We start from the raw sequence: 17,371 nt of genomic DNA, 5'->3' as shown, positions 1-17,371 counted from the left end.
GGTACCCAGAACCGGCCGTCGGTACGCGTGTTGCCGTGCACACGGCCGACCACTGCGTGCGCCGAATCAGCCGGCCAGCCGGCGCGCGCTGGGTCAGCCGGCCAGTTCGACGACCGCCTCGACCAGCAGCCAGCAGCCGAACACGAAGAACAGCGCGGCCGCCCCGTACGCGATCACCCGTTCGGGAAGCCGCCTGCCGAGCAGCCGGCCCACCACGATGGCCAGTGCGTCGGCCGCGACCATGCCGAGCGTGGAGCCGAGCCAGGTGCCGAACCAGCCGTGCCGGGTGGCCAACGTGATCGTCGCCAGCATCGTCTTGTCCCCCAGCTCGGCGAGGAAGAACGCGGTGAACACGGCGATCACCGCCGTCCTGGTGGTCCGCTGCGCCCGGCGGGACTCCTCGTCGGTGAGGGTGTCGCCGCGCAGCGTCCAGAAGCCGAACCCGATGAACGCCAGCGCGGCGGCCAGCGCGATCCAGCCGGTGGGCAGGGCCACACCGAGGCCGTACCCGAGGGCGACCGACACCAGGTGCACGACGGCGGTGGCAGCAGTGATACCGACCAGCACCGGCCAGGTCCTGAATCGGGTGGCGAAGGTCAACGCCATCAGCTGTGACTTGTCGCCCAGCTCGGCTACGAAGATCACGCCGAAGCTGATCGCGGTCGCGGCAAGGAAGCCGTCCATGGTGCCTCTCATCCGGTCGGGGCCGGATCGTGGCACGCGGACCTCGACCCGGCTGCTGAAGCCTGGGTCGAAGGTCTCGCCCACCCGACGTACCGCCGGGTCGCCGCAGCCGGGTGCGCAGCACCAGTGTGTCGACCGCGATGTTGGGAGCTACTCCCCTTCGCAGTCGCCGAGTCTAGCCGCTCCAGCAGCGACGATCGCAGTTGGTGACCGAACACACGGGGGCGGGTCCACCAACGCGACCAGTTTCCGTTACGTTCACCCCTGTCCGTGGCGTACCGCGCACATCGCCCAGGGTGGACGTGACGGCGGCACTCACGGACACTGTCCCGGAACTTCCAGGACGATCAATCGCCGGACTGCTGTGGTGAGGGCGGGAACATGACCGAGCCGATCATGGTGGTCGATGTCGGCACCTCGGGCACCCGGGTGGCGCTGGTCGTCGCCGACCAGACGACCCTGGTCAAGGAGCCGGCCAGCGGGGCGACCAGCTGGCCGTCGTCGGTGTGTCTGGCGGACGAGGGATTCCTGGTCGGCACCCCGTCCGAGGTACGTAAACGGGCCATGCCGCGGCGGTACATCGACGGGCCACGCCGGGCCGTCGACGCCCAGGCCGCCATGTGGCTGGAGCACCGTGAGGTCACCGGCGCCGAGGCGCTCACCGTGTACCTCACCGTGGTCGCCAACGAGACCCGCCAACTGTACGGGGGCCAGATCGACCGGCTGACCCTGTCCGTGCCGGCGGACTACCTGCCCGGCGACCCCCGCCGGGACACGATGCTCGCCATCGGTGAGGCCGCCGGGTTCCGCGACGTGGAGCTGATCGACAGCGCGGTGGCGGCGGCGCTGGACCCGACGACCGGCGACAACCTGCCGGCCGGCGCTCTGGTGCTGGTCTGCGACCTAGGCGCGACCTGGACCGTCGCGCTGGTGCAGGTGTACGGCAGCCACACCGTCCAACTCGCTCAGCAGACCAGCCCTGCCGGGCAGGAACTCGACGCGCTGCTCATCAACGACCTGCGCACCGAGGGGCGGGCCTGGCTGGAGCCGATGCTCGCCGCACCCGGTGACGCCGGGCTGCGCGCCTACCACGAGGCGATCGACTTCGCCCGCCGACTCAAACACCAACTGGTCGACGCCGACGAGGTGGTCGATCACCTCACCCCGCTCACGCCGCCGTACCGGCTGACCCGGGCCTGGCTGGACGCGTTCGCCGAACCGGCGCTGCGCTGGCTGGTGGAGGGCGCCGCAGGTGTGCTGGGCGCGGTCGGCGCCGCACCGGCCGACCTGGCCGCAGTGGTCGTCGCTGGCGGCAACGCCTACCTGCCGGCGGTCCACACCACGTTGCGGTCCGGCCTCGGCATCATCGACGCCGGGTCGCCGGGGCCGCTGCGCTGCGGCTCGGACCCGGAGCTGGCGGTGCTGCGCGGCGCGGCCCGGTTCGCGGCCGGCGCCAGCGGCCGCACCGTCACCGCCGAGCCGCAGCGGTGGCGCACCGAGCCGACCTCGTGGGAGATCCCGGGCGGTCGGGCCCGGCTGCTGCGCTGGTGCGTACCGCCGGGCGAGCCCTACCCGGCCGGGGCGGTGCTCGCCCACGTCCGTACCCCCGACGAGCGGGTCTTCGAGCTCACCGCCGCCCAGCACGGCCGGCAGTTGGGCCAGCAGGCGTACCCGGGCGACCTGGTCGGCCCGGTCCTGGTGGTGGCTACCGCGAAGGACGCGGTGGCCCTGCAGCGCCAGCCGCCACCCCGGCGGCGGCACCTGGAGTCCACCGGTAGCTGGCTGCTCACCCCGGACCGCGAGCATCTGGTGGAGTGCGACCCGGCGGCCCGGCTGGTCCGGCTCCGGGCGATCGCAGACGACACGGTCCGCGCCGAGTTCCGTCCGGAGCACACCGCCGGCGCGCAGCCGACCGGCCGGGTGTTCGTCGACCCGGATGGCCGGCTGGCGGTGGTGGCCTGGGCCACGGATGGGTTCATCTCGGTGTGGGACATCGAGACCGGCAAGATCAGCGCCCGGTTCCACGACCCGGGCGGGCCGCACCGGGTGCTGATCGACGAGATCGGGTGGCGGGCGGCGGCCGAAGGCCGGGCGAAAGCCGTGGGCCGGTCCCGGCGTACCGCGACGACCCTGTGGGATCTGCGTACCGGCACCCACATCGACCGCATCGTCGACGACCGGTGGGAGCAGCGGATGCCGGAGTTCGCCGACCACAGCCGGCGGGAAGGGTTCGGCACGGCTGCGGTCAGCGCCGACGGGCAACTACGGGCCGTGGTCGCCGACGCGCTCGACGGCATCGCCGCAGTGGTCCTGCAGGACACCTCGACCGGACAGGAGCTGTTCCGGGTGCTGGGCGGCACCGGGCAACGGGTCCGGGTCGGGTTCAGCGCCGACAGCCGGCACCTGCTGGCCAACTGGGAGTCCAACGAGCGGAGCCTGATCGATGTCTGGGATGTCTGACCAGCCCGTCCTGGTGGTCGACTTCGGCACCTCCTCCTCCGCCGCGATGGTGGTCACCGGTGAGACCGGTCAGCTGGTGCCGGACCCGGTCACCGGTGCGCCGACCTGGCCGTCCGCCGTGCACTGGGACGGTCAGAGCATGATCGTCGGCGCGCTGGCCGAGCGGCGGAAGCGGTCCGAGCCGACGGCGTACGCCGCCGAGTTCAAACGCGGCATGGCCGCCGACGTGCCGATGATGCTCGGCGACCGCCGGTTCCGGCCGATCGAGCAGGTCGCGGCGGTGCTGACCGCGCTACGGGTGGAGGCCGAGCGGCGGTACGGCGCGCCGGTGCACCGGACGGTGGTGACGGTCCCGGCGTCGTACGACCCGGACGACCCGCGCCGCGCACAGATGATCGCCGCAGCCGAAGCGGCCGGTCTCGGCCCGGTCGAGCTGTTGCCGGAGCCGGTTGCGGCCGCGTTCGCCCCGGTCGCCGGCCCACCGCCGGTCCCCGGCGAGCTGGTGCTGGTCTACGACCTGGGCGGGGGCACCTTCGACACCGCGTTGGTGCGCATCGACGAACGCTGGCACGAGGTGCTCGGACACGCGGCGATCGACGACTGCGGCGGCCGGGACATCGACTCGCTGTTGGCCGGCAGGATCCACGCCGACGGGCAGCAGTGGCTGGCACCGCTGCTGGCGAGCGCGGCCGCCAGCCAGTCCGCACCGGCCACCCTGCGGCTCGGCATGGCGGTCACCGACTTCGCGAACCGGATCAAGCATCAGCTCAGCGACACTCCGGCGGTGGAGGACTTCCTGCTGCCGGACACTCCGGCGTACCGGCTGACCCGGGCGGACCTGGCGCAGCTGGTGGCTCCGCTGCTGGACCGGACGATCGCCTGCTGCCGGCAGATGCTGGCCGCTGTAGGGGTGCCACCGGCCAGCATCGGATCGGTGCTGCTGGTCGGCGGCGGGGCCCGGATGCCAGCCGTGGCCCAGGCGGTGCACGACGCCTTCCAGCGCCCGCTGCGTCAGGTGGAGCAGCCGGAACTGGCGACCGTGCACGGTGCCGCCCGATGGTTGCCGCGCAGCGGCCCGCGGACCATCCGGGCGTCGACGGAGACCACCGGAATGGTTCCGCTGTCGTTCGGCATCCCGGGCGGGTCCGCGCGGCTGCACCGCTGGCTGGTGGTGCCGGGTCAGCCGTATCCGGCGGGCACCCCGCTGGCCCGGGTCCGGCTGCCCGGCGGCGCGCTGTGGGACCTGGTGGCCGCGACACCGGGCACGCTCGACCGGCTGCTGGTGCCGCCCAGCGCCGAGGTCGCCAGCCACCAGTGGCTGGCGCTGGCCACCGGCTGAGGCGACGGGTCAGCGGGCGGTGATCAGCCGGAACAGGGTGAGCCACTGCTCCGGCCAGTGGCAGGCCAGCCGGCGAGGATCGCTCAGGCGACCGGTCTTCCAGCCGGGACGTCGATGATGCGCTGCTCGACCCGGGCGGTGTCGGCGGCGGCCAGGACGGCCACCACCTGCCGGCCGAACCGGACGTCGCAGGGGTGTCCCGGTGACCCGGCGGTGACCTGCCCGAGCAGCGCGTCGATGGCCGAGTGGAACGCCTGCCCGGTGGTCACGTCCCGGTGCGGCACCGGCACGATCCCGGGCTCGCCGAAGAACGTGACGTCGAAGGTCTTCGCCGCCACCGGGCCGTCCAGGTTGAGCGACAGCGTGCTGGTGGCCCCGCCGGTGTGTCGCAGTAGCAGGTGCACCCCGCCGGCCGGGCCGGGCATCGCGGCGACCCGGGCGACCGGGCCCAGCACCGGCAGCACCACCGACAGCGCGTGCGGGCCGATGTCCCACAGCCCGCCGTAGGTGCGCCGCCAGGGCGAGGCACCGTACGGGTTCCCGGGCTCGGAGATCGCCGCGAACAGCGCTCCCCGGGCACCGTGCCAGGCACCGTCGGCCGGGCGGGCCAGAAAGTCGATCATGGACGGGTTGAACCGGCTGGTGAAGAAGATCACCGACGCGACGTCCCGCCGGTCGACCGCCGCGACGACCCGGTCGGCGTCCGGCAGGGTCAACGCCAACGGCTTGTCCAGCAGCAGATGCCGGCCGGCGTCGGCGGCACGGACCGCGATCTCGGCCTGTACGTCGGGCGGCAGAGCGACGGCGACCGCGTCGACGTCGGCGAGCAACGCGTCCACATCCTGGTACGGTGCGACGCCGTACCGCTGCGCCAGCGCCGTGGCCTTCGCCCGGTCCCGCCCCCAGACGCCGACCAGTTCCGCGTCGGGGTGCGCGGCCAGCCCGGCCGCGTGGGTCTCGGCCGCCCAGTGCCCGGTGCCGAACAGACCAAACCGCAATGCCATTGCCACGTTTCCCTCCGTCGACCGGTGTTCAGTGTGACCGCTCAGCCCGGTCGGCGACGTAGCGGGCCTCCTCGGCGTCAACGGCGGCGGCCGCCGCCTCCTCGGCCAGCGCGGCGGCGCTCAGTTCGGCAACGTACGCCGCCTCTGCGGCACGCCGCGCGGCGGCGGCGACCACGTCGTACTCCCGGCGGGCGGCCTGGTCGCGGACGCGGTGCCGGTCGACGGCGCGGTCGGCCCGGTCCCCCGCCGTCGGGTCCGGCGGCGCGCCGCCGGCCCGCCGCCACACCGCACGCAGCTGCTGCACCGAGATGTCGCCCCGGCGGTACGCGGTGAGCGCGGCCCGGCTGACGTCGCGCCCGTGCTCGGCGGGCAGCGCCGCACCGGTGACGACGGCCGCCGGCCGGTCCTCCTGGTCGGCGAACAACGCCTGCTGATAGGCCTGGCCGGCGGTTTCCTGCCGCTGCCAGGCGTCGTCGCGGGCCAGCTCAGCGGCGGCCGCCCGGTCGCGCAGCTGCTCGGCGGTGGTCCGGGCGGTGTCGGCCGCGGCGGCGATGGTCTGCGCCTCGGCGGCGAGCTCGTCGGCCTCGGCCCGCAGCGCCCGCCGGTCGGTCGGGTGCTCTGCCGTACGGGCAGCCAACGCGGCCAGAGCTAGCAGGGCGAGCAGGACGAGACAGCTGGCGATCAGGAGGCCCCAGATGCCGACGCCAACCACCACACCCTCCCCAGGGTGGATCGGACCGTCCCGGACTGACTATAGACTCCGGCTGATACCGAGAGCCACCGTCCGGACACTGCGGATCGGAGCACCGGTCACCGGTCCTCGGCGACCTGCGGGGGCGCACCTCGGCGGGTCGCGTAGCTGGTGAGTAGGGTGTTCGGCGTGACTGTGGCAGCTGAGACGGCGGTGCGGCGGTGAACGGGCCGATCGCCACCGTGGTCATCGTCGGCGCGCTGGCCGTCGCCGGCTGGGCACTGCTCTGCGCAGCGTTGGACCGGCCGCCGGGGCTGATCCAGTACGGCGGGCTGGCGGTGGTCGAGGTCGCCCTGCTCGCACTGACCGTGGCCGCCGTGGTGGCGCTGGTCGGCGGGGAACGTCCCGGTGAACCACCGGTCTTCGCCGGCTACCTGATCACCACGCTCAGCCTGCCGCCGATGGCGGGGGTGCTGGGCCGGATGGAGCCGACCCGGTGGGGTTCGTTGACCATCGGTGTCTTCGCCCTGGTGATCCCGGTGCTGGTGGTCCGGCTGCAGCAGACCTGGACGGCGGTCGGCGGTGGCTGACCCGACATCGACGGCCGGGCGGACGGCGCGGACCGGGCGGACGGCGCGGACCCGCAGCGGGCCGGGCCGGGTGCTGATCGGCGTCTACATTCTGTTCGCGATCGCCGCCTCGTCCCGGGCCGGCGTACAGATCGCCACCCGGTTCGGCGAGGCGCCGGTGGCATACCTGCTCTCCGCCTTCGCCGCGGTGGTGTACCTGGTGGCGGCCGCCGGGCTGATCATCGACGGCCCGGTCGGTCGCCGAATCGCATACGGCTGCTGCACGGTGGAGCTGGTCGGCGTACTCGGCATCGGCGCGGTGAGTTTCGCGGTGCCGGCGGCGTTCCCGGACGAGACGGTCTGGTCGGGCTTTGGCAGCGGGTACGGCTACATTCCGCTGGTGCTGCCGGTCGTCGGGCTTCTCTGGCTGCGCCGCAGCCGAGCCTCGGCCGGTCCTGAGGCCGACGCACCGGCGTAGGCCGGCCACCGACGCTCGGGCCGGCTCGGCCACCTGCCGGCCGGCGTCCGCTGTGGAACCGTCGCTGATGTCGGTATCCCGACAGTGGACGGTGCCGGCATCGCAGCTCAGCGCCGGACTGCATGCGCTCCGCCATGCGCGTCCGACCTGCTGGGCCATCGCGCTCCATGCCCGGTCTGTAATTATTGTCCCGGGTTCCGTCACCGGCACCCTCGGGCCGGGAGCAAGTAAAGAGGGCGATGAACAATGGCGACCATCTACGACGTTGCGCGGAAAGCGAAGGTCTCCCCAGCTACCGTCTCCCGGGTCGTCAACGGCCACACCAACGTGGATCCCGCGCTGGCCGACCGGGTCCGGCGGGCGATGCACGAGCTGGACTACCGGCCCAACGCGGTGGCCCGTAATCTGCGCCGGAGCCGGACCACGTTGTGGGCGGTGGTGATCAGCGACATCGGCAACCCGTTCTTCACCGCCCTGGTCCGCGGCGTCGAGGACCTCGCTCAGCAGGCCGGCTACTCGGTCGTGCTGTGCAACACCGACGAGGATCCGGTCAAGGAAAGCCGCTACCTGAACGCGGTCCTCGCCGAACAGGTCGCCGGGGTGATCATCGCCCCGTCCGGGCCGGCCGCCGATCTGGGGCAGCTCATCGCCGCCCGGGTGCCGGTGGTGGTGGTCGACCGGCAGCTGCACGGCAGCCGGATCGACACCGTGCTGGTGGACAACGAGCACGGCGCCCGGCTGGCCACCGCACACCTGCTCGACTCGGGCTACCGGCGGATCGCCTGCATCACCGGCCGACGTGGCGTCTGGACCGCCTGCCGACGGCTCGGCGGCTACCAGCGGGCGTTGGCCGATGCCGGACAGCCGTACCAGGAGGAGTTGGTCCGCCACGCCGATTTCCGCTCCGACGGCGGCTACCGGGCGATGACGGAGCTGCTGCGGCTGCGACCGCGACCGGACGCGCTGTTCGCGGCAAACAACCTGATGACCGTCGGTGCGGTGGAGTGCCTGGTCGACCAGGGCATCGCGGTGCCGGCGGAGATGGGTGTGGTCGGCTTCGACGACCTGCCGTGGGCACATCTGGTTCGGCCCGCGTTGACCACCGTCACCCAGCCGACGTACCAGTTGGGCGAGACCGCCGCCCAGCTGCTCATCGAGCGGATCGCCAGCCCCGACCGGGCCGCGACCACCGTCACCCTGCCCACCAAGCTGCAGGTCCGGGAGAGCTCGGTACGTCGCCGGCCGCCAGCGGTCGTTGAGCAGGTGTAGCGCTGTCGGCCGCCGGGTACCGGATGGGCTTACCGCGGACGCAGGGAGCACCATGGCAGTCACCGTCGACACCCCGCCGGACCAGGTCGGTGGGCTGACCGGTTGGGTGGCTGACGTCATCGCCCGGCTGGGCGAGATCGGGGTCGGCCTGCTGGTGGCGTTGGAGAGCGTCGTCCCGCCGATCCCCAGCGAGGTGGTGCTGGCGATGGCCGGCTACCTGGCCAGCCAGGACCGGGTGAATCTGGTCGGGGTCTGGGCCGGGGCGACGATCGGCTCGCTGGCCGGCGCGTTGCTGCTCTACTGGCTGGGTGCGGCGATCGGCGAGGCACGACTGCGACGCTGGTTGGACAAGGTGCCGCTGGTCGATCTGGAAGACCTGGACAAGGCAGACCGCTGGTTCGAGCGGTACGGTCGGTGGGCGGTGCTGTTCGGCCGGATGGTGCCGGTCGTGCGGAGCCTGGTCTCGGTGCCGGCCGGCGCCGACCGGATGCCGTTGACCCGGTTCAGCGCCTTCACCACGCTGGGCAGCGGGGCATGGAACGCGCTGTTCGTCGGTGCCGGGTTCGCGCTCGGTTCACAGTGGCAGCAGGTCGAGCGGTACAGCCGTTGGTTCGACGTGGCGGTCCTCGTGCTCCTTGGCGGGCTGGTCGTCTACTGGGTGGTCGGCCAGGTCCGGCGTCGCCGCCGTCGGGCTGCGGCCGGCCGCCGACCGTCGCCCTGATGCCAGGGACGGTTCGGCCGACGAGCCGTCGGCGGTGCCGATAAGCCCTCGGCCGACCAACTCGGCGTGACCCGACGGGACGACAGACCCGTCCAGCCTCGATGCCACAGGTGCATCTTGATGCACCTGTGGCATCAGACCTGCGGAGACACCTTTGGGTTCCCCGGAGCCGCGAGGTTCATGAACCCCTTGCGGATATACCCCTAGGGGGTATTGTGGCGGCGTGGGAACGGACGGAACCCGAAACGACGAGCACACCGGCCACGGTGGCCACGACAAGCACGCGGGGCACGATCCGGAGATGTTCCGCCGCAGGTTCTGGCTGAGTCTCGCGCTGACCGTACCGGTCGTGCTCACCAGTCATATGGTGATGGACTGGTTCGGCTACTCGCTGAGTTTTCCCGGGATGTCCCTGGTCGGCCCGGTGCTCGGCTCGGTGGTGTTCTTCTACGGCGGCTGGCCGTTCCTGGTCGGCGGCGTACACGAGGTCCGAGACCGTGCCCCCGGCATGATGCTGCTGATCTCGATGGCGATCACCGTCGCCTACCTGGCCTCACTGGCCACCAGCGTCGGCGCCTTCGACCTGGACTTCTGGTGGGAGCTGGCGGCGCTGGTGACCATCATGCTGCTCGGCCACTGGCAGGAGATGAAGGCGATCGGCCAGGCGCAGGGCGCGCTGTCCGCGTTGGCCGCGCTGCTGCCCGACGACGCGGAACGGGTCGCCGACGACGGGCAGGTCCAGCCGGTCATGGTGGCCGACCTGCGAGCCGGCGACCTGGTCCTGGTGCGCTCCGGCGCCCGGGTACCCGCCGACGGGCGGATCACCGACGGCGAAGCCGAGCTGGACGAGTCGATGATCACCGGAGAGTCCCGGCCGGTACCCCGACGCGTCGGAGACCCGGTGGTGGCCGGCACCGTCGCGACCGACTCGGCGATCCGGGTACGGGTCGAGGCCGTCGGCGAGGACACCGCCCTGGCCGGCATCCAACGTCTCGTCGCACAGGCTCAGGCCTCCAGCGGCCGGGCCCAGATGCTTGCCGACCGATTCGCCGCCCTGCTGTTCTACGTCGCGATGGCCGCCGCCGTGCTGACCTTCGCCGCCTGGTGGACGTTCGGCAGCCTCGACGATTCCGTGGTACGGACGGTCACCGTACTGGTGATCGCCTGCCCGCACGCCCTCGGCCTGGCGATCCCCCTGGTGATCGCGTTGTCGACGGCCGTGGCGGCCAAGGCCGGGATCCTGGTCAAGAACCGGCTGGCCTTGGAGCGGATGCGCACCGTCGACGCGGTGCTGTTCGACAAGACCGGCACCCTGACCACGGGCGCGCACACCGTGACCGGCGTCGCGGCGGCTCCCGGGCACACCGAGGACGACGTACTGCGCCTGGCCGCAGCGGTGGAAACCGACAGCGAGCACCCACTGGCCCGCGCCATCGTGGCCGCCGCCACCGAACGGGGTCCGACGAGCGCCGCAACCGACTTCCGGTCGTTGACCGGCCGGGGCGTGCAGGCAAACGTGGATGGCACTCAGTACGCCGTCGGCGGCCCGGCGCTGCTGGGCGAACTCGACGCCTCAGTCCCGCCGGAGCTGACCACCACGACCGACGCTTGGTCGCAGCGTGGTGCCGCCGTACTGCATCTGCTGCGGCTCGACGGCGGCCGCGCCGAGGTGCTCGGCGCTATCGGGCTGGCCGACGAGGTCCGGCCCGAGGCCCGGCAGGCGATCGCCGAACTGCGCCGACAGGGCATCGACAAGATCATGATGATCACCGGTGACGCCCGGCCGGTCGCCGAGGCGGTCGCCGCCGATCTCGGCTTCCGGTCCGGCGTGGACGAGGTCTTCGCCGAGGTGCTGCCCGCCGACAAGGACGAGACGGTGGCGGACCTGCAGGCCCGGGGGCTGACCGTGGCGATGGTCGGCGACGGCGTCAACGACGCACCGGCGCTGGCCCGTGCCGACGTCGGCATCGCCATCGGGGCCGGCACCGATGTCGCGATCGAATCCGCCGGAGTCGTTCTCGCCTCGTCCGACCCGCGCGGGGTCACCGGGGTGATCCGGCTGTCGATGGCCTCCTACCGCAAGATGCTGCAGAACCTGGGCTGGGCCGCCGGCTACAACGTCATCGCCATTCCGCTCGCCGCCGGCGTGCTGGCCTGGGCCGGGCTGACGTTGAGCCCGGCGGTCGGGGCGATCCTGATGTCCGCGTCCACCATCGTGGTCGCCCTCAACGCGCAACTGCTCCGCCGGGTGCGACTCGCCCCGGACGAGCGGTAGCGGGCAGCCCGAGCTCCGTACGCGACCGGCACGTCACGGCCTTGTCGAACCAGACCCTTTCGACGAAGGTCGCGCGCTTCACCAGACCCAGCAACGTGGTCCGGGAGGCGACCAACGACCGGCGGGCCTGCTCCTCGGTCAGCCCGTCCAGACAGCGGTTGAGTGCGCTGCGGTGCTCGTCGAGGAACGCCTCGAACTGAACGCGCAGCTGCTGGGTGACGACCTGGTCCGGGAACGCCTCACCCGGGAACCGGGTACTGCCAGTGAACGTACCGTCCCCCAGTGGATCTCGGTTGCGCCGACCTGTTTCTAGTTGAGACCGCTGGCAGACGCGTCGACGCCGACGCGGGCGGCTGCGGCTGCCGCTTCGGCGGCCCGGTCTGCCGTGGCCTCGTCGACCGGGTCTCCGCTGACGAGCAGGCGGTAGTACAGCGGCGCCGAGACGGCGCGGATGACCTCGACGGCGTCCGTGCCCTGAGGCAGTTCCGCCCGCCGTACGGCCTGCTCCACGCAGGGTGGCCACTCGGCAATGCGGACGGCGTAGAAGCGGTGCAGCGCCTCGGCGGCGCGGGGGTCGCAGGTCGCGGCGACGATGACCGCCCGGAAGAGCGCACCCTGACGCGGATCGGCCAGGGTGCGCTGCACCAGCCGGGCGTTGGCCCGCAGGTCCCCGATCAGCGATCCGGTGCCTGCGCCAGCGCGGTGCGCTGGGCGGCGTCCGGGGTGATCCGGTAGTTGTAACGGAGCTGCACGGCCATCATATGTATCATGTTGGTTTATGGTCGAACTTCAAGGCATCCGCACCGGCAGGCACTGCACTTTCGCGATGCATGTCCACTTGGTTTTCGTGACGAAGTTCCGGCACAACGTGTTCGCCGACCGGCACCTGACCCGGATGGAGGCGATCATGCGAGACGTGTGCGCCGACTTCGAGGCCGAACTGGTCGAGTTCAACGGCGAGAATGACCACGTCCACCTGCTGGTCAACTTCCCGCCCAAGGTCGCCGTGGCCAGGCTGGTCAACAGCCTCAAAGGGGTCTCCTCGCGCCGCCTCCGGCAGGAGTTCCCCGACCTGGCGCGCCACTACTACCGGGCCAACAAACTCTGGTCCGGCTCGTACTTCGCCGGGTCTGTCGGCGGCGCGCCCTTGAGCGTCATCAAGCAGTACATCGAGCAGCAGAACCGTCCCGGTTAAGGCACTGCTCGGGCCTGGCTGCCCCCCAGCGCGAGCCTTCACCCCCGGCCTGAAGGCCGGAGCACTGGCCCGCATTCCGGTAGCCGGAGGCGGCGGCCCCGGTCACGTCGCCGATCTGGATCCGGGTCAGGGCAGATGCCGTCGACCGGCTGAGAGCGTTCTCCCCGGGAGGTTGCCGATCTACGTTCTAGGGAGCATCAGAACTGATGGGGACGGTTGGGATCGCTCGAATCACATGGGAGAGCGCTCTCAGGGTCTATACGTCTCCAGACTGGACTTGTCAACCGATGTCGATGCCACAGCCGGCGTGGAGACTGGCTCTGAACCCGTGCGGCCGCCCCCGGCGGGGGCGGCGTGCGGATCACCGGCACCCTTGGAGACACCCGTCCGACCAGGCCGGGCAGCTCGTAAAGTCAGTTAAATCCCTGCATAGCAGTGGATAAGGAGACAGTGTGCGCGTGTCGCATGGAGGAGCCCGGTGAACGGCTGGTTCGAGCAGACCATCGTCTCGACCGGGCGGCTGCCGCTGTTCTGCTTCTTCGTCGGCGTCGTCCTCGGCTTCGCGTTCATCCGCTTCTCGGTCCGGATGATCCGGGCACAGGTGCGCTGGTGGCCCGGCAACGTTACCCGCGGCGACCTGCACATCCATCACGTCGTCTTCGGGGTGGTCTTCATGCTGGTCGCCGGGGTCGCCGGGCTGGCGATCCCGGTGGAGACGACCTTGTGGCGAGCGGTGGCGGCCGCGCTGTTCGGCGTCGGCGCCGCGCTGGTGCTCGACGAGTTCGCCCTGCTGCTGCATCTGAGCGACGTCTACTGGTCGGAGCGCGGCCGCACCTCGATCGACGCGGTCTTCGTCGCGATCGCCGTCTCCGGGCTGCTGCTGCTCGGCCTGCGGCCACTGGGTGCCAACGAGTTCCTCACCGGCGAGACCGACCCGGCACAGTTCGCCGGCGCCGCGCTCATCGTGATCAACCTGGTGCTGGCGGCGGTCACCCTGCTCAAGGGTAAGATCTGGACCGGGCTGCTGGGATTGTTCCTCCCGGTCCTGCTGATCGTAGGCGCGCTGCGGCTGGCCCGGCCGCACGCGCCCTGGGCACGCTGGTTCTACCGCGGCGAGAGCCGCTGGGCCGAGTGGCGGCGAGCCAGGTCCGCCGACCGCGAGCGCCGCTACCGGCAACCGATCATCCTGGCCAAGATCCGGGTCCAGGAGTTGATCGCCGGTCGGCACGACCTGCCGCTGCCCCGGCCACCCCGCCGCGAACGCTGAGCCGACCGGCGCTTCCGGCGGCACCGCAAAGCCGTACCGCCGGGTCACCCGAAGGCGCAGGATGGCCCGATGACCAGCAGTACTGTCGCCGCCGAGCCGGCCCGGCACCGGCCCGAGGCACTGACCGTGGGTGTGGAGGAGGAGTTCCTGCTCGTCGACCGTCGGTCCGGCGCCGCCGCGCCGGCGGTCGCGGCGGTGCTCGCCGAGATCCCGCCGGAGCTGCGCGGGCAGGTGCAGCGGGAGTTCCAGACCAGCCAGATCGAGATCGGCAGTCCACCCGGCCTGGACCTACGGGCGCTGCGCCGTACCCTCGGGACGCTGCGCGCCGGGGTCGCCGACGCCGCCGAGCGGGCCGGTGTCCGGCTGCTCGCCGTCGGCACCGCACCGGTCGCCGGACCGCAGCCCGACGTGGTCGACGTGGTCGACGACCCACGCTTCCACCGGATCGTCGAACGGTACGGCAGGCTGCTGCCCGGCCCGGGTACCAACGGGCTGCACGTGCACGTCGCGGTCCCGGACCAGCAGGTCGGCGTACAGGTGCTCAACCACCTCCGCCCGTGGCTGCCGGTGCTGCAGGCGGCGACCGCCAACTCACCGTTCTTCCAAGGCGTCGACACCGGGTACGCCAGTTGGCGCTCGGTGATGTGGCAGCGTTGGCCGGCGGTCGCACCGGCCCCACGACTACGCTCGTACGAGCACTACCGGTCACTGGTCGACGACCTGACCACCGCCGGTCTCATCCTGGACGAAGGGATGCTCCACTGGTACGCCCGACTGTCGGCGCACTACCCCACCGTCGAGGTCCGCATCGGCGACGTCTGCCCGAGCCTGGACGACACGATCCTGCTCGCCGCGCTGGTCCGCGGTCTGGTCGGCACAGCGCTCGCCGCGGTGGCACAGGACCGGCCACCTGTCGACGTGGAACATCATGTGCTGGTCGCCGCCCACTGGCGGGCCGCGCACGACGGGCTGGAGGGGCAGGCCGTGGACCTGAGCACCGGGGCACCCGCGTTGCGTCCCGGCTGGCACCTGCTGCGCCGGCTGGTCGACACCGTCCGCCCCGAGCTCGACCGGCACGGCGACGTCGCGCTGGTGAACTCGCTGCTGGGCCGGCTGCGGGCCCGGGGCACCGGAGCGGCCCGGCAGCGGGCCGTGCACGCCGGCACCGGCGACCTGGCAGCGGTGGTGGATTACCTGGCCGCGCAGACCCGCAGCCGGTCGATCATCCCGGCACCGCCGCACGTGACTGCTCCCCCCGCCGGTCCGGTCACCGATCCCCCGCCGGACCGCTGACCTGGTCCGACCAGACGCGACTGGAGAAGATGTGAGATGGCGCAACGGATGGTGGTGATCGGCGGTGACGCGGCCGGCATGTCGGCCGCGTCCCAGGCCCGGCAGCTGCGGGGCCCCGACGAGCTGAGCATCGTCGCGTTCGAGCGGGGCCGGTTCACCTCGTACTCGGCCTGCGGGATCCCGTACTGGATCTCCGGCCTGGTCGACGACCCGCAGGAGCTGATCGTCCGCGATCCGGAGACGTTCCGCCGCGACCACCACATCGACGTGCGTATCCGGCATGAGGTCACCCGGATCGACCTGGCCGCGCGGGAGGTGGTGGCCACGTCGTTCGGCGACGGCGGGCGGGAGGTCCGCGAGCCGTTCGACACCCTGGTGTACGCCACCGGAGCGGCGCCGGCGCAGCCGCCGTGGGCGGGCAACGCCGCCTCCGGCGTGTTCGGGGTGCAGACCCTCGACGACGGCGCGGCGCTACGGGACTGGCTCGACCAGGAACCGGTGCCGCGCCGGGCGGTGGTGGTCGGCGGCGGGTACATCGGGGTGGAAATGGCCGAGGCGTTGATCCGGCGTGGCCTGGCGGTGACGCTGGTGGAGCGCAGCCCACAGCCGATGTCCACTGTCGACCCAGACATGGGGGCGCTGGTCCGCTCGGCGCTGGTCGGGCTCGGCATCGACGTGCGTACCGGCGTATCGGTCACCGGTCTGCACGAGCGGGACGGGCGGGTCTGCGAGGTGCTGACCGACGAAGGCGCGGTGCCGGCCGACGTCGTGGTGCTGGGCCTGGGCGTACGGCCGAACTCCGGGCTCGCCGAGCAGGCCGGCCTGCCGATCGGCGTCACCGGCGGCGTCCGTACCGATCTGCAGATGCGGGTGGTCGGGGTGCCCGACGTGTGGGCGGCCGGCGACTGCGTCGAGACCTTCCACCGGGTCAGCGGGCAGCCGGTGCACATCCCGCTGGGCACCCACGCCAACAAGCAGGGCCGGGTCGCCGGAATCAACATCGGTGGCAGGTACGCCACCTTCCCCGGGGTGATCGGCACCGCGATCACCAAGGTCTGTGACCTGGAGGTGGCCCGCACCGGGCTGCTCGAACGTGAGGCGGCGAAAGCCGGGTACGCCTACGTCAGCGCCACCGTGGAGTCGAGCAACCGGGCCGGCTACTTCCCCGGTGCCGCCCCGATGACCATCAAGCTGATCGCCGAGCAGCACACCGGGCAGCTGCTGGGTGGGCAGATCGTCGGTACGTCGGAGGCTGCGAAGCGGATCGACGTCCTGTCGGTCGCGGTGTGGAACCGGATGTCGGTGGCCGAGATGACCGCCCTCGACCTGGGCTACGCCCCGCCGTACTCGCCGGTCTGGGATCCGGTGCTGGTCGCCGCCCGACGGGCCAACGACGCCGTCGCCAACACCCCGTGAGCGGGCGCCTGGCCGGGCCGGACGGGTAGCGGTTGCCGTTGGGCGTGGCCGTTAGGCTTGGTGGGTGGACCCGGCGACCCATTCCAGCGACGATCACCTGCGCGTCTCGGACACCGAGCGGGAGCAGGTGGTGGAGTTGCTCGGCCAGGCGACCGCGGAAGGCCGCCTGACCCTCGACGAGTACGCCGACCGGGCCACTGAGGCGCATCAGGCCAAGACCCGGGGTGAGCTGGCCCGGCTCACCGCCGACCTGCCCATCGAGCCGTCTGGTGGGCTGCCGGTCGCCGCCGGGCCGGGTGCGCTGGCGGCGCGCGGTCCGGCGTATCCGGCGGTGCCGGGCAGCGGCGCGACGCTGCCCGCCCCGGTGGAGCGGATGGTGGCGATCTTCGGCGACGAGGTGCGCAAGGGACACTGGCTGGTGCCGGACCGGGTGGAGGCACGGGCGGTCTTCGGCGACTGCAAGATCGAGTTGCAGGACGCCCAGATCCAGCATCAGGTGACCACGATCGAGGCGACCGCCATCTTCGGCTCGGTCACGGTGTACGTGCCGGAGGGGGTCGACGTCCGGATGACCGGCACGGCGGTGTTCGGCGACAAGAAGTCGAAGCTGACCGCACCGCCCCGGCCCGGTGCCCCGGTCATCCAGGTGGTCTGCAACGTGATCTTCGGCTCGGTCGTGGTGCGTCCACCGAAGCGCAAATGGTGGTGAC

The 17,371-nt window shown here is 72.0% G+C and carries 19 protein-coding genes; 13 read left to right on the top strand and 6 right to left on the bottom strand.

Features of this window, described 5'->3' with window-relative positions; translation table 11 throughout:
• Nucleotides 1-93: 93 nt before the first annotated feature.
• Complete coding sequence (locus O7610_RS29370) at nt 94-684, bottom strand: TMEM165/GDT1 family protein (protein WP_281555462.1); 591 nt, start codon at nt 682-684, stop codon at nt 94-96.
• A gap of 381 nt (nt 685-1,065) precedes the next feature.
• Between O7610_RS29370 and O7610_RS29365 the strand changes: the two genes are divergently transcribed.
• Nucleotides 1,066-3,144, top strand: coding sequence for an Hsp70 family protein (locus O7610_RS29365; protein WP_281553571.1), 2,079 nt, complete (start codon nt 1,066-1,068; stop codon nt 3,142-3,144).
• Nucleotides 3,128-4,483 (top strand): Hsp70 family protein, encoded by a 1,356-nt coding sequence (locus O7610_RS29360; RefSeq protein WP_289212308.1) that lies wholly within the window; start codon nt 3,128-3,130, stop codon nt 4,481-4,483. Before O7610_RS29365 ends, O7610_RS29360 begins: the two co-directional genes overlap by 17 nt.
• Nucleotides 4,484-4,566: 83 nt before the next feature.
• Here the strand turns inward: O7610_RS29360 and O7610_RS29355 are convergent, their stop codons facing one another.
• On the bottom strand, nt 4,567-5,487 hold the full coding sequence (locus tag O7610_RS29355) for a Gfo/Idh/MocA family protein (RefSeq protein WP_281553569.1): 921 nt from the start codon (nt 5,485-5,487) through the stop codon (nt 4,567-4,569).
• Between the two features lie 28 nt (nt 5,488-5,515).
• Entirely contained in the window at nt 5,516-6,199 is a 684-nt protein-coding gene (locus O7610_RS29350; protein ID WP_281553568.1) for a hypothetical protein, read from the bottom strand.
• Between the two features lie 200 nt (nt 6,200-6,399).
• On the opposite strand from O7610_RS29350, the gene O7610_RS29345 reads away from it, so the two are divergent.
• From O7610_RS29345 to O7610_RS29325, 5 genes are all read left to right on the top strand, one after another.
• On the top strand, nt 6,400-6,768 hold the full coding sequence (locus tag O7610_RS29345; protein ID WP_281553567.1) for a hypothetical protein: 369 nt from the start codon (nt 6,400-6,402) through the stop codon (nt 6,766-6,768).
• Nucleotides 6,761-7,225 carry a hypothetical protein gene (locus O7610_RS29340; RefSeq protein WP_348650107.1) on the top strand — a complete coding sequence of 155 codons (465 nt, stop codon included), beginning with the start codon at nt 6,761-6,763 and terminating at the stop codon, nt 7,223-7,225. Before O7610_RS29345 ends, O7610_RS29340 begins: the two co-directional genes overlap by 8 nt.
• Nucleotides 7,226-7,471: 246 nt before the next feature.
• Nucleotides 7,472-8,494 (top strand): LacI family DNA-binding transcriptional regulator, encoded by a 1,023-nt coding sequence (locus tag O7610_RS29335; RefSeq protein WP_281553566.1) that lies wholly within the window; start codon nt 7,472-7,474, stop codon nt 8,492-8,494.
• 52 nt (nt 8,495-8,546) lie between these two features.
• Nucleotides 8,547-9,215, top strand: coding sequence for a DedA family protein (locus O7610_RS29330; protein WP_281553565.1), 669 nt, complete (start codon nt 8,547-8,549; stop codon nt 9,213-9,215).
• A 223-nt stretch (nt 9,216-9,438) separates the two neighbouring features.
• Nucleotides 9,439-11,490, top strand: coding sequence for a heavy metal translocating P-type ATPase (locus tag O7610_RS29325; protein WP_289212307.1), 2,052 nt, complete (start codon nt 9,439-9,441; stop codon nt 11,488-11,490).
• Here O7610_RS29325 and O7610_RS29320 read toward each other — a convergent pair.
• Entirely contained in the window at nt 11,441-11,632 is a 192-nt protein-coding gene (locus tag O7610_RS29320; RefSeq protein WP_289213711.1) for a mycothiol transferase, read from the bottom strand. The two genes, O7610_RS29325 and O7610_RS29320, sit on opposite strands and share 50 nt — an antisense overlap.
• A 30-nt stretch (nt 11,633-11,662) precedes the next feature.
• Between O7610_RS29320 and O7610_RS29315 the strand changes: the two genes are divergently transcribed.
• Nucleotides 11,663-11,803 (top strand): hypothetical protein, encoded by a 141-nt coding sequence (locus O7610_RS29315; RefSeq protein ID WP_289213720.1) that lies wholly within the window; start codon nt 11,663-11,665, stop codon nt 11,801-11,803.
• Here the strand turns inward: O7610_RS29315 and O7610_RS29310 are convergent.
• Both O7610_RS29310 and O7610_RS29305 read right to left on the bottom strand, forming a co-directional pair.
• Nucleotides 11,800-12,135 carry a TetR-like C-terminal domain-containing protein gene (locus O7610_RS29310; protein ID WP_289212306.1) on the bottom strand — a complete coding sequence of 112 codons (336 nt, stop codon included), beginning with the start codon at nt 12,133-12,135 and terminating at the stop codon, nt 11,800-11,802. The two genes, O7610_RS29315 and O7610_RS29310, sit on opposite strands and share 4 nt — an antisense overlap.
• A 29-nt stretch (nt 12,136-12,164) precedes the next feature.
• Entirely contained in the window at nt 12,165-12,260 is a 96-nt protein-coding gene (locus tag O7610_RS29305; protein WP_281553562.1) for a helix-turn-helix domain-containing protein, read from the bottom strand.
• A gap of 8 nt (nt 12,261-12,268) precedes the next feature.
• On the opposite strand from O7610_RS29305, the gene tnpA reads away from it, so the two are divergent.
• From tnpA to O7610_RS29280, 5 genes are all read left to right on the top strand, one after another.
• The gene (gene tnpA, locus O7610_RS29300; protein WP_281553561.1) at nt 12,269-12,685 is read left to right on the top strand and encodes an IS200/IS605 family transposase; all 417 of its coding nucleotides are present in this window, start codon (nt 12,269-12,271) and stop codon (nt 12,683-12,685) included.
• 478 nt (nt 12,686-13,163) lie between these two features.
• The gene (locus tag O7610_RS29295; RefSeq protein ID WP_281553560.1) at nt 13,164-13,952 is read left to right on the top strand and encodes a hypothetical protein; all 789 of its coding nucleotides are present in this window, start codon (nt 13,164-13,166) and stop codon (nt 13,950-13,952) included.
• Between the two features lie 69 nt (nt 13,953-14,021).
• Entirely contained in the window at nt 14,022-15,245 is a 1,224-nt protein-coding gene (locus tag O7610_RS29290) for a carboxylate-amine ligase (protein ID WP_281553559.1), read from the top strand.
• Between the two features lie 36 nt (nt 15,246-15,281).
• Nucleotides 15,282-16,661, top strand: a complete 1,380-nt coding sequence (locus tag O7610_RS29285) for an FAD-dependent oxidoreductase (RefSeq protein ID WP_281553558.1) — start codon at nt 15,282-15,284, stop codon at nt 16,659-16,661.
• 64 nt (nt 16,662-16,725) lie between these two features.
• Nucleotides 16,726-17,370 carry a DUF1707 SHOCT-like domain-containing protein gene (locus tag O7610_RS29280; protein WP_281553557.1) on the top strand — a complete coding sequence of 215 codons (645 nt, stop codon included), beginning with the start codon at nt 16,726-16,728 and terminating at the stop codon, nt 17,368-17,370.
• Nucleotide 17,371: the final 1 nt, after the last annotated feature.

The organism is Solwaraspora sp. WMMA2065, assembly GCF_030345075.1.
Taxonomy (GTDB): Bacteria; Actinomycetota; Actinomycetes; order Mycobacteriales; family Micromonosporaceae; genus Micromonospora_E.
Note: the sequence above shows the minus strand (reverse complement) of the source record. Positions and strands in the feature narration are given on the sequence as shown.